This is a genomic window from Mesorhizobium sp. WSM4806 (assembly GCF_055811635.1).
In genome coordinates this window covers 30,199-41,702 of the sequence record NZ_JBVVQZ010000034.1, presented here as the reverse complement: position 1 = coordinate 41,702, position 11,504 = coordinate 30,199, and the positions used below count along the sequence as shown (strand labels likewise).

The window sequence follows — 11,504 nt, the reverse complement described above, 5'->3', positions numbered from 1 at the left end:
TCCCAGTCGACCCCGATCGCCACCAGCACCGCCTGGCTGGCGATCACGCCGGCTTCGCGCGCCCGCTCATAGCGCGCGTCCAGAATGAGGTACGGGTAAGGTTCGGGAAGCCGCTGCTCAAAGAACGCCTTCAGGGCTTCATCCAGCCGCGCCGTCGCCTGGCTTACCTTCGAGGCCGAGAAGGAATGGCCGCACAGCTCCTCGGTGATCGCCTTCACCTTGCGCGTCGACACGCCTTGCACGTACTTCTCGACCAGCGCCGATACCAGTGCCTTCTCCGAGCGCTGATAACGCTCAAACAACTCCGTCGAGAACCGGCCGGCCCGATCTTGCGGAACCCGAAGCTCCAGCACGCCAACCCGCGTCACAAGCTTGCGTTCGTAATAGCCGGACCGGTAACCAACCCGCTCCGTCGTCCGCTCGCCTTTCTCGGCCCCGATCGCCTCCGTCATCTCGGCTTCCAAAGCCTCCTGCACCACAGTCTGCAAAACTCTGCGGAAGCCGTCCTCATCCGACAACAGCAACGCTTTCAACTCACCTCTGCTCAGTCTAACGTCTCGCTTGGTCATGGCACTTACCCTTCCACGGGAATCGGTGATCGCAACGTCACCAGCGTGCCATAGCCGCCCCTCGCCTCAGAGTAAGGGCTGCACTCTCTCCAGAGCTTTTTGCAGAACCTTCAGGACACTATCGGGCATTGTTCGTTTCTCCATCGGCCAATCAAGGCCCAAGGAGAACGGAAATGGGTACTCTCAATACGATCCTGCAATTCAAGGACGCGCTGCTTGGAATGCCGGAAAGTCAGTAGGCACGAAGCGGCCTTTCACACAAAAGCAAATCTGGGCGATCCGCTTCTTCCTCGATCGCGAAGGACGCCTTCGTGACAGGCCGCTGCTGTCACGCGATCGAACTGAACGCAGCCTATGTCGATGTCGCGGGGCTGCGTTGGCAGGACTTCACCGGCCAGGCAGCAGTGCTGGAGGGCGACGAACCGACCTTCGCCGAGATCGCTGCGGCAGAGCTGGAGGAGTGGCATGACCAGGAGGGAGCTTGCCCGGGTTTGGCCACCGACTCGCGATGCTGCTGGCCTTGCCGGCCATAAGCCAATGAGCCCGGTCGAAGCGATTCGACGCGAGTGCCTGGACTGCTCAGGCCAGCATCTGGACGAGGTAAAGCTCTGCGAGACGGTGACCTGTCCGCTCTGGCCATTCAGAGCCGGCCGCCATCCCTACACCAGAAAGTGCCTCCTGGAGGTCAATTCTGAGCAACGGCCCTTTCACCGGCACTCCGGTGGCCCAAAATCGCTCTTCGTCGGGAATTGACCTCCAGCAGCATGATTGCCGGGAAGGCGAGGCCAAGGCAGGCTAGGCGGTGAGTGTGGTAACTGGTGAGGCAGGCTGATGGCCCACCCCAGCCATCAGCCCGATGCTTTTCATCGCCGTCAGGTAGAGGCGCTGGCAGGCTAGGGGCAAGGTTGCACGCCGGCTCAGCCGGTTGACCCAGGTCCGCAGATTGAACACGTCGACTGAACGGCATCAGCCGAACACCCCGACTACGAAGGTGATCGCGGATCCGCGGAGAAGGTTGGATTTCAGGTCCTCTCCCTCCGCCAACTCGTCACATTTCGCATTCCATCGACACCAAGTACCCGGAAAACCGCGCGTATCGGGAGCGAAGCGATCATGACAGCGTTGGTTGATGCGCCTGTTCAGGGGGAACTAATATTGCCTCGGGGCGCGGCGGATCCGCGCCGCGTTCCGGATCCCGGCCGGACAAGCAGGGTCGCGTCCAGATACTCAAGGTCCACATGAAGAAGGCTAAGCTGGCGGCCGATGTCGATGCCGAAAAAGTCGCCGCGCTGACGCCGGGTTTTACCGGCGCCGATCTCGCCAACCTGGTCAATGAGGCAACCCTGCTCGCCACGCGCCGGAGGGCGGATGTCGTCACGATGGACGATTTCAACAATGCGGTCGAGCGCATCGTGGCCGGACTCGAGAAGCGCAACCGGCTGTTGAACCCGAGGGAACGCGAGGTCGTCGCCTATCACGAAATGGGCCATGCGTTGGTAGCCATGGCGCTGCCCGGCGTCGACCCCGTGCACAAGGTATCGATCATCCCGCGCGGCGTAGGCGCCTTGGGCTACACGATCCAGCGGCCGACCGAGGACCGCTTCCTCATGACGCGCGAGGAAGTGGAGAACAAGATAGCGGTGCTGCTCGGCGGCAGGGCGGCCGAGTGGATTGTGTTCGGGCATCTGTCCACGGGGGCCGCCGATGACCTGGCCAAAGTGACCGATATCGCCCGCGCCATGGTCACGCGTTACGGCATGTCGGAAAAGCTCGGCCATGTGGCGCTGGAAAAGGACCAGCGCTCCTTCCAACCCACTTGCCGGCGGTCCGCGCGAGCACGATTACGGCGAGGCCACCGCCGAGGCTATCGACGAGGAGGTTCGCAGCATCGTCGACACAGCTTTCGCGCGAACGGTCGGGCTCCTCACTGAGCGACGGGACTTGCTGGAAAAGACGGCGCGCAAGCTGCTCGAAATCGAGACGCTCAGCGAGGCCGAGCTCGCATCGCTCGTCGGAAACGTCGCGGCACCAGATCGCACGGAGGCATCCGAACCGCAATCGGGGAAGCGACCGATACGACGAGGCAAGGCTGCGGCGACAAACGTCTCGCGCCGGGCCGAGTGACGGCCTTCCTGTCCCGACGTGGTCCGGAGTCGACTGCCGAAAGCCGCAGCCCCACATGAGAGATACGCACGTTGCAACAGGTAGGCCGATCAAAGTCGCCATCGGTCTTGTGGTTGAGCCGGCCGAAGGAGGACGCAATGACCGAAGAGAGCAACAACACGCAGCAAGTACCGCAATGCCTGACAACCGAGCACTTCGTGCTGCAGACCGCAGCGCAGCCGGCCCGCCCCTACGCCGGTTGCAGCTGCCTGCGGCGGGAAGGCGACCGCGGCAAGCAGAATCGCAATCCCTCATCAATCCATTGATTCATGCTGGTAAAGCTCATCCATGCTGAGCGTCGCCAGAGCGGCGAAAGGCGCCTGCTTTTTCACGCGACCGCCGCTGAGGATCACCACGTCGTCGCAGAATGAGATGGTGCTGTGATGATGACTGATCACTATGGTCGTGCGGCGGCCTGCCCTCGACTTCAAGGTCTCGACGATTGCCGCTTCCGACAGTCCGTCCACCGCATTGGTAGCTTCGTCCAGGATGAGGATATCGGGATCGCGCACCAATGCTCTCGCCAGTGCGATCCGCTGCCGCTGTCCCGCTGAAAGATTGACGCCCCTGTAGCCGACGACCGTCTGGTAGCCTTGCGGCAGATGTTCAATGAATTCATGCGCTTCGGCCAGCTTTGCAGCACGCTGAGCGTCGCCGGTCGAGGCTGCGTCCTGCCCGTAGATTATGTTCTCAAAAATGGTGCCATCCACCAGTTCCAAATCCTGGCTGGCAAGTGCGATATGCCTTCGCCATTGGCTGGGATCGATCTGGTCGAGGGGTGATCCATCGACGAGAATTCTACCGGCATCAGGCTCGACGAAGCGGCACAGGAGATTGACGATCGTCGTCTTGCCCGCGCCTGAGCGGCCGATGAGCGCCGTCGAGCGGCCGTTGCGGATCTCGAATGCCGCCGAATGCAGCACCACGGCACGCTGGTCCTTGCCGGAATAGGTAAAGGTCACGTCATCGAACTTGATCCCTTGCGCCAAGCCCTGGAACGGTCGGTGTCCTCGCGGAGGTTCGGGCTTGTCGCTCGGGTCCAGCATCCAGACCACCTCTTCAAGCGATCCGCTCAAGCCTTGCAGCTGGCTCCAGGCCATTTGCAAGGCCCGCATATACGGCTGCAGCCTGTAGAGCAGGATGACGAACGCGACGATCAGCGGGAAACTCACGCCCACGAACCAGGCTCCGATCACTACCGCCAGAAACAGCATCGCGTGGAGAATCTCGGTCAGCGGCGGCAACGCGCCCTGACGCGTAAGCAGGACGAAAGCAGCCCGGCGAACCGCGTCCGACGCCTGATCGAATGTCGCCTTCTCGCGGCTCTCCTGTCCGAAAATGCGGATCAGACGCCCGGCATGCACGAGGTGGAGCATCTGCGATGCAAGATCGCTGTTGCGCGAGGCGACGCTGCGGCTGGGCGCCTTCAAATTGGCTGACAGCACGGCGTGCGCGATCTGAACGACGACCAACCCCAGCGTGACCAACAGTGTCATCTGCCATGAAAGCAGCAGCAGAAAAGCCAGCAGAATGATTGCGGCCGATGCGCTGACGATGGCCGTCAGCATGATCTGGATCGCATCCGATGCCCGCCAGGATTCGTTGGAGATGATGTTGAGCAGCCGTCCGGGACTTTGCTGCAGGAAGAATGGATAACCGACTCGCAGCAACTGCTCCGACAGTGCGCTGCGGATCGAATGGCTGGCCTTGCCATAGATTAAGGTCGTCAGCAGCGTGTTTGCGAAGGCGAAGACGTTCTTCAGGACGATCGAGCCGAGAATGGCGGCCGAGATGACGATCAGCCGTTCGCGCTCGCTCAGGTCAGATCCGAAATGCTGGAGCACGGCAGAAAAGCCGGCCATTCCGGTTTGATCCCCCTGGCCCATGATGATGCCCAGCAAGGGGATGATCAGGCCTATGCCGAAGCCTTCAAGAGCCGCGCTGACAAGACCCAGCATCACCACGGCAGGAAGCAGCCGCAGTTGCTTCCTTCCAAGCGCGCGGCGCAGCATCGGCAGGCTCGGCGGTACCAGTCGCATTATGGCGTATTCACCCTCGCCTCGGCATTTGCCTGTTGATCCTGTGCTTGTTGATCCTGCCGCACTTGCGGCGCCTCTGGCCGTCTCGCCAACGAAAGAACCGCGAACTTGGCCGCGCCGAGCAGATTCATGACGACGATCGGCCAGTGCGACAGCTTGAGTTCGCAATCGAACCGAGGCCCCTTCACCAATTCCCGGAAAGCCGATCGCACGGCCCAGTAGAAATGGCGAAGCAGCCAAGGCGCATGGCGAACATGTTTCAGGCACAGCCCGCCATTGCCCAAGCAGTAGTCGCGGTGGAGCTTTTCGATGGCCTTGTGATCTCGCCGGCCGTGATGGTGGAAAATCGTCATGTCGGGCACATATTCGACTGGGATTCCGAGCAGCACCGCTCGCACAAGATAGTCCGTATCTTCCGCGGAGCGCAGCGGGCCGCCTGCGCCGAACCGCTCGTCGAAAAGGCCGATACGGGCAGCAGCATCGCGGTGCATCGTCATGTTGCAGCCGAGCACAAAGCCGCCGGGATGAACATCCGATGTAAGCCGCTCGCGGACCAGCGATCGCTTGATCGTGAACGGCAGATCCCTGGCATCGCCGATCTCGACGCGGCCTCCCCGGACGACCCGTTCCCCGGTCCCATAGTGTCGCTGCAAATCACTGAGGTAGTCGCCATGGACCTGGCAATCATCATCGACGAAGACCAGCACACGGCCCCGTGCGCGCGCCAGACCGGCGTTGCGGGCCGCCGCCAATCCGCGTCGTGGCTCGCAAACAGCCGTAAATGGCATGTCCGACAGTTCGGCGATGCTGGCCAGGCGTTCTGCCGTGCGGTCGGTCGAGCCGTTGTCGACAACCACGAGTTCGGCCGCGAAGGCAGGATGGGCACGGCACGCGGCCTGGATCGACTTGATGCAAGGCTCGAGCACCGCAACGCGGTTGCGCGTGCAGACGATGAAGCTGACCTCCGGCGCCGGGCCGTGCTGCGGCCGGGGATTGGCCGAAATGGGCGCAAGCATACTCGAGCGACTGTGCTCCAGAGGCTGGTGGGATTTGACTGTCATTCTAGCTCGACCCAAGGGAAGGCAGAACCGCCGCGGCCGGCACGGATTGCAAGTACCGCGACAAGGCGTCTACCTGCCTGGTCGCCGACATCGAGACGAGACTGAACCGCGGCGCGTAGGCGCCGGCACGCAATGCGTACCGCTCGCGACGCCGAATGCGGTCCCATTTGGCAGTCCGCGTCAGGAACTCATGCGTCAACAGCGGTTGCATCTCATCGCCTACGAGTTGGTAGAGGAAATAAAACAGGTTCAGCGTGCCGGCCTCATAGCTCGGCCTCGTTTCCGCCGGCAGTCCGGAAATCCTCTCCTGCAGCGCAAGCATCCAATCGGCGGCACGGCGGACCGTGTCCATTGAGGCAGTATCACCGATGTCGCGGAGGTCCCGCGCGTTTGGCGCGAGGCCTTCCCGCTCAAGGGTTTCGGCCACGATCTTCAAATGCGTCCTTCGCAGCTCCCGCTTGTGCCGGTTCGTCACGCTGTCGCCATGGATACGATAGGCGATCAGGTTTTCGGGGATCATAGCCGCCGGGTAACGGTCGGTGAGCCGTCTGAAGAGATCGAAATCTTCGGCATGGGTATAGCTCTCGTTGTAATATAGATCGCCGTCCTTTATGGCGTTCCTATTAAAAACTACCGTAGGATGCATGAATATCGTGAAGAACATTGATAATATGCCCAAGATATTTTCCTGAAGAACTGGATCAGGCAGGCCTTTGACGATGCGTTTGCCAAGCAGGAAATCGACACCTGCGCCGCACAGGGCGAGGTCGGGCCGCTGGTTGAAGAGTGCGACCTGACGCGATAGGCGCCAGGGATAGGCGATATCGTCGGCGTCCATCCTGGCGACCAGATCACCCCGAGCCACCGCCAGCCCTTCATTCAGGGTTGCGATGAGGCCCCGGTTTTCGCGTGAGACGATGGAGATGCGGTTGTCAGATCTGCGGAAATTCTGCAGGATCTGCAGGGAATTATCCGTCGATCCGTCATCGGTCGCGATGATCTCCAGGCGATCGTAATCCTGCCGCAGGATGCTGGCGAGCGCGGCAGCCAGATAAGGTCCGGCATTATAGATCGGCAGCAGAACGGACACCAAGGGAGCAGCCATGGTCAGCTCCGATCCGTTCGCGGGAGGTCGCGTGCCAGGGATGCTTTGCGGCCATCGAGCGGGCCGCTGAAATAAGCTCCTGTTGTCCTTCCAAGCCACCCGGCGTCATTCGTTTTGGCACCTGCCAGGATGACGGCGCCAGTTCCTGGAGCAACATAGGGGAAGTAGCGCTTGAGGCTGTTGAGCGGCTTTTCGAAAAGCAGCCATGAGACCGAAGCCACGATGATGGTCGCCGCTCCCGCAACCAGGAATCGCCCCGGCCCTTGCTCAGAGACGTTGAACGGGATCCAGGGCTGGGACATGACCGCGAGCGACAGGACGATGGGATGGTAGAGATAAACGCCGTAGCTGATGCGGCCGAGGGCCAGCAGCGGTGGCAGGTTGAGAAACTTCCCCCGATAACCGTCAATGCCGGAGGAACAGCTCGCAACGACCACGACCAGCGGCGCGAGAGGCAGGACTTCCAAGAGCAGCCAGCGGCCCCATTCCTGCACGGAATTTGCCGGCGTCGGAGCAAACCACTGCAGGACGAAAAAGGCGGCCGCGAGCGCCAGCCAGCCAAATCGCAGCCACTGAGGCAAGACAGCGGTTCTGGTTCGGTAGACTGCAAGCAGCGCACCTGACGCCAGCGCGTCCATCGATGCTGGCGGAAGCAGGTCGCGCGCGAGGTCGGGACTTCCGGTGATCGGCCAATAAAAGCGATACGACAACGACAGCAGGATGACGCCGATACAGATCGACTGAAGACGCCGGAGCGGCGCCAGCAAAACGATCAATGGCCAGACGATATAGAACTGCTCCTCGATGCTCAGGCTCCAAAGATGGGCGAGCACCCAAGGCGTCCATTCGTTGCGCAGCGCGAACCAGAAATTCGACAGATAAAGCGCATGCCAGACCAGCGATCCCCTCGACTGCTCCAGGTCGACCAGCCAAACGAGAGTCAACACGGCAAAGTAGGGAGGGAATATACGCAGCGCCCGCCTGATGTAGAAGGATTTGAGTGCGGGCGCGGTTTCGAATTCAGCGGACGCGCGCGCGTCCAGAAGAAGCCGCGTGATCAGAAAGCCGCTCAACACGAAGAACAATCGCACGCCGATGTGGCCCCAGAAGGAGGACCCTCCCGCCGCAAAGAAATGCGAATACATTACCATCGTCACCGCGATGGCCCTCAGCGCGTCCAATTGCGTGGCGCGTCTCATCGGCCGCTTCCGCCAGTTGGATGTCTCCGATGACATCGTTGCCGCGGGTCGCCGCTGCTCACTCTGCGGACATCGGCGCCAGCGCAATGCGGCTGATCGTTTTCGCTCAAAGCGCTGCGTCTCGCGCGGGCTGCGGAGGTTCGGGCGGAGCGACCAAATGGCTCTGCGCCATCCCCCGCCAGTGGGCCCACCAGATTGCAGATTGCCTAAACACCACGGAATCTCTTCACGCCATCGAATGCCCCAGCGCGACGATAGGAAAAAAATGCTGCGTCGCAACACAAAATGTTAACGCGTTTGAAATAGTCGCGTGAGGCACGGCCTGAGAAATGCGCGAAATCCGCCCGAATCTGGCTATTTTGACAGTTTTTGACCGAAGCTCGGACTTATTCACAGTTCATGTTGGCGCGGATGTGCTGCATTGCAGCATGATCGATCGATAATAGGGATGACGTAATACTCGCCTAGGGATATGAATACACCCGGTTTGATGCGCTCGCCTGGCTGGCGCGCCGTATGCACATTCCCCTCTATGCGACCTTCCAGGGCGGCGACCGCACATTGTCCTGGATCGAGGCGATCGCACGGCAGGCATCGCTTCGCGCTTGCAGCGGCCTGATCGTCGCATCGGCTGCTGAGCGCGAACGGCTCAGCAAAGCCTACCCGCGCATTGCACTCGACATGGCCAATATCGCCAACCCGATCGACGATGAGGAATGGAAAGCGATCGCGCGCCAGCAAGCGCGGAAGAGCCTCGGCTTGCGGAGCGAGACATTTGTCGTCGTCAATCACGGGCGCATCGACATTCGCCGGAAAGGACTCGATGTGCTGCTGAAAGCCTGGCCCTTGTTTTCCGCAGACGCATCATCGGAACTGGTGATCATCGGCTCAGGTCAGGATCGGAACGAATTTGCCGGGCCTTTGCGCGAAGCCGGACTGGCCAACGTGAAATGGCTTTCCGCCTATACCACGGATCGGTCGCTGATCCGGCGCTGGCTTTCGGCGGCAGATGCCTACGTCACCACGTCGCGCATCGAAGGCATGCCGGTAGCACCGCTGGAGGCGATGGCTTGCGGCCTGCCCGTCGTCGCTACCGACGCACAGGGGCTCCCCGACATTCTGGCAAACGGCGAAGCGTCGGGTGGGCTGATGGTGCGAAAGGACCAGCCGGAGGAAATCGCGCGCGCCCTGCAAAGACTGAAGGACAATCTGCACTTGCGGGAACGCCTCGGTCAGGCATCGCGAAAACGGATAGAGGAAAATTTCTCGCTTGCCGCAGTGGCCGCCGCTCTCGATTGTTTATTGACCAGGCGCTAGGGCTCTTCCGCAAAAAAAGATCGTCACAACCGGCGGCGATACCAGGCCAGCGCCGTTTCGACGATCCGGTCAATTCCGGATTGCTCAGGCATCCAGCCGAGTTCCCGGCTCGCCTTCCCGGCCGCGGCTACAAGCGCAGGCGGGTCACCCGCCCTGCGCGGACCGTAGGCTACGGGAAGGCGCGTTCCCGAAACCCGGCTCACCGCATCGACCAACTCGTTCACCGTCGTCCCGGTTCCGGTGCCGAGATTGTAGACGTGGACTCCCGGATCGCGCAGAAGCTTCTCCCCCGCCAGAACGTGCGCACGGGCGAGATCGCTGACGTGGACATAGTCCCGCACCGCGGTTCCGTCCCTTGTGTCGAAGTCGGTGCCATTAATGGTAAAAATCCGGCCCGACCTGACCGCCGCCTCGATGGCGAGCGGAATGACATGCGTTTCCGGTTCATGCCGCTCACCGACCTCGCCGTCCGGATCACATCCGGCCGCGTTGAAATACCGAAGCACAACCGCGTTGAGGCCATGGGCATCCGAAAGATTGTCCACCATTCGTTCTACAATGAATTTCGACCATCCATAGGGATTGATGGGCGACTGCGGATGCGTTTCGTCAATCGGGGAACGAATCGGAACGCCGTAAGACGCGCAGGTGCTCGACAAGATCAGCTTGTCGACGCCGATCTTCAGCATTTCCTCGAGCAAGACCAGCGTCCCAAAACTGTTGTTTCGGTAGTAGAGTTCCGGGCGCTCGACGGACTCGCCGACATAGGCGTAAGCGGCTAAATGCGCCACCACATCCGGCCGATACTGGTGCAGCGCTGCTGCCACCGCTACGCGATCGCAAATATCGCCCTCGACAAGCGGTCCCCATTTGACCGCATCGCGCCAGCCGCGCGAGAGGTTGTCATAGGCAATGACCGACCAACCGGATTCGGCGAATGCCTTGCAGCAGTGTGAGCCGATATAGCCCGCCCCGCCAGTGACCAAGACTGTTTTCATTCGGCTGCAGCGGACCGAGCATATCCCGACGAGACCAAGCCTTCGAAATAGGCAATAGTCGTGGCGAGACCGTCGCGCAATGCGATTTTTGGCTTCCAATTGAGCTCGCGCAAGGCGCACCCGATATCAGGCTGTCGCTGCCTTGGGTCATCGACGGGCAAAGGTAAAAACCTAATCTCGGATCGGCTTCCGGTAAGTTCGATCACGAGATTGGCGAGTTCGAGCATCGTGAATTCGACCGGGTTGCCGAGATTGATCGGGCCGGTAATATCGTCGGCCGTGTTCATCAGGCGAACCAGACCGTCGATGAGATCGTCGACGTAGCAAAATGAGCGTGTCTGCTCGCCGGTGCCGTACACGGTTATCGGCTTGTTTTGCAGTGCCTGCACGATGAAGTTGGAAATGACACGGCCGTCGTCCGGACGCATCCTCGGACCGTAAGTGTTGAAGATGCGCGCTACCTTGATCCGCAGCCTGTCTTGCCGCCAATAGTCGAAAAACAGGGTTTCGGCACACCGCTTGCCTTCGTCGTAACAGGAACGGGGACCTATCGGGTTTACCCTGCCCCAATAGTCCTCGGTCTGCGGGTGAATCTCGGGATTTCCGTAGACTTCAGACGTGGACGCCTGAAGGATCTTTGCGCGAACCCGCTTGGCGAGTCCCAGCATATTGATCGCCCCATGGACGTTGGTCTTTGTCGTCTGGACCGGATCGAACTGATAGTGGACCGGGCTTGCCGGGCAAGCAAGGTTGTATATTTCATCAACTTCTACGTAGAGCGGAAATGTCACGTCCTGGCGAATGATCTCAAAGGATCTGTTGTCGAGCAAATGCGAGACGTTTCTCCGACTTCCTGTGAAGAAATTGTCGACGCATACAAGCTCGTGGCCTTCAGCAAGCAACCGCTCGCATAAGAACGATCCCAGAAAACCTGCGCCCCCCGTCACCAAGACTCGCTTTGCCTGCGGCATTTTTGGGATCCTCACGCCAGTTCTTCACGCAATCGAATGCGCAAAGCCCTGGACGGAGGATAGGAAAAAAATGCTGCGCCGA

The 11,504-nt window shown here is 60.7% G+C and carries 10 protein-coding genes and 1 pseudogene; 4 read left to right on the top strand and 7 right to left on the bottom strand.

The annotated features are described in order from the left end of the window. On the bottom strand, positions 1–569 hold a 569-nt coding region (locus AC0L2M_RS33190; protein ID WP_473537054.1), incomplete at its 3' end, for an IS256 family transposase. Positions 570–880: 311 nt separating this feature from the next. On the opposite strand from AC0L2M_RS33190, the gene AC0L2M_RS33185 reads away from it, so the two are divergent. From AC0L2M_RS33185 to AC0L2M_RS33175, 3 genes and pseudogenes are all read left to right on the top strand, one after another. Continuing rightward, entirely contained in the window at positions 881–1,102 is a 222-nt protein-coding gene (locus AC0L2M_RS33185) for a hypothetical protein (protein WP_287238574.1), read from the top strand. A 663-nt stretch (positions 1,103–1,765) separates the two neighbouring features. After that, positions 1,766–2,693, top strand: a pseudogene (locus AC0L2M_RS33180) (ATP-dependent metallopeptidase FtsH/Yme1/Tma family protein); the annotation flags it as partial. Positions 2,694–2,830: 137 nt separating this feature from the next. After that, positions 2,831–2,998, top strand: coding sequence for a hypothetical protein (locus AC0L2M_RS33175; protein ID WP_287238575.1), 168 nt, complete (start codon positions 2,831–2,833; stop codon positions 2,996–2,998). Here the strand turns inward: AC0L2M_RS33175 and AC0L2M_RS33170 are convergent. Genes AC0L2M_RS33170 through AC0L2M_RS33155 form a run of 4 tightly spaced genes read right to left on the bottom strand, consistent with a single transcriptional unit; the run spans position 2,987 to position 8,136 of the window. Then, positions 2,987–4,771: an ABC transporter ATP-binding protein gene (locus tag AC0L2M_RS33170; RefSeq protein WP_473537053.1), complete on the bottom strand. Its 1,785-nt coding sequence runs from the start codon at positions 4,769–4,771 to the stop codon at positions 2,987–2,989. The genes AC0L2M_RS33175 and AC0L2M_RS33170 overlap by 12 nt on opposite strands. Continuing rightward, complete coding sequence (locus AC0L2M_RS33165; protein WP_473537052.1) at positions 4,771–5,832, bottom strand: glycosyltransferase family 2 protein; 1,062 nt, start codon at positions 5,830–5,832, stop codon at positions 4,771–4,773. The genes AC0L2M_RS33170 and AC0L2M_RS33165 overlap by 1 nt, the downstream gene beginning before the upstream one ends. Before the next feature lies 1 nt (position 5,833). After that, on the bottom strand, positions 5,834–6,937 hold the full coding sequence (locus AC0L2M_RS33160) for a glycosyltransferase family 2 protein (RefSeq protein WP_287238576.1): 1,104 nt from the start codon (positions 6,935–6,937) through the stop codon (positions 5,834–5,836). Between the two features lie 2 nt (positions 6,938–6,939). Next, positions 6,940–8,136, bottom strand: a complete 1,197-nt coding sequence (locus tag AC0L2M_RS33155) for an acyltransferase family protein (protein WP_473537050.1) — start codon at positions 8,134–8,136, stop codon at positions 6,940–6,942. Positions 8,137–8,652: 516 nt separating this feature from the next. On the opposite strand from AC0L2M_RS33155, the gene AC0L2M_RS33150 reads away from it, so the two are divergent. After that, the gene (locus AC0L2M_RS33150; protein WP_287321690.1) at positions 8,653–9,453 is read left to right on the top strand and encodes a glycosyltransferase family 4 protein; all 801 of its coding nucleotides are present in this window, start codon (positions 8,653–8,655) and stop codon (positions 9,451–9,453) included. A 23-nt stretch (positions 9,454–9,476) separates the two neighbouring features. Here AC0L2M_RS33150 and galE read toward each other — a convergent pair whose 3' ends face one another. Both galE and AC0L2M_RS33140 read right to left on the bottom strand, forming a co-directional pair. Further along, complete coding sequence (gene galE, locus AC0L2M_RS33145) at positions 9,477–10,451, bottom strand: UDP-glucose 4-epimerase GalE (protein ID WP_473524778.1); 975 nt, start codon at positions 10,449–10,451, stop codon at positions 9,477–9,479. Beyond that, complete coding sequence (locus AC0L2M_RS33140; RefSeq protein ID WP_473537048.1) at positions 10,448–11,422, bottom strand: UDP-glucuronic acid decarboxylase family protein; 975 nt, start codon at positions 11,420–11,422, stop codon at positions 10,448–10,450. The genes galE and AC0L2M_RS33140 overlap by 4 nt, the downstream gene beginning before the upstream one ends. Between the last annotated feature and the right edge of the window lie 82 nt (positions 11,423–11,504).

Bases quoted from the DNA above. Each gene is read 5' to 3' on its own strand.
- AC0L2M_RS33150 (WP_287321690.1), top strand. From the start codon at position 8,653: ATGCACATTCCCCTCTATGCGACCTTCCAGGGCGGCGACCGCACATTG.
- AC0L2M_RS33140 (WP_473537048.1), bottom strand. From the start codon at position 11,422: ATGCCGCAGGCAAAGCGAGTCTTGGTGACGGGGGGCGCAGGTTTTCTG.
- AC0L2M_RS33155 (WP_473537050.1), bottom strand. From the start codon at position 8,136: ATGAGACGCGCCACGCAATTGGACGCGCTGAGGGCCATCGCGGTGACG.
- AC0L2M_RS33165 (WP_473537052.1), bottom strand. From the start codon at position 5,832: ATGACAGTCAAATCCCACCAGCCTCTGGAGCACAGTCGCTCGAGTATG.
- AC0L2M_RS33175 (WP_287238575.1), top strand. From the start codon at position 2,831: ATGACCGAAGAGAGCAACAACACGCAGCAAGTACCGCAATGCCTGACA.
- AC0L2M_RS33160 (WP_287238576.1), bottom strand. From the start codon at position 6,937: ATGGCTGCTCCCTTGGTGTCCGTTCTGCTGCCGATCTATAATGCCGGA.
- AC0L2M_RS33170 (WP_473537053.1), bottom strand. From the start codon at position 4,771: ATGCGACTGGTACCGCCGAGCCTGCCGATGCTGCGCCGCGCGCTTGGA.
- galE (WP_473524778.1), bottom strand. From the start codon at position 10,451: ATGAAAACAGTCTTGGTCACTGGCGGGGCGGGCTATATCGGCTCACAC.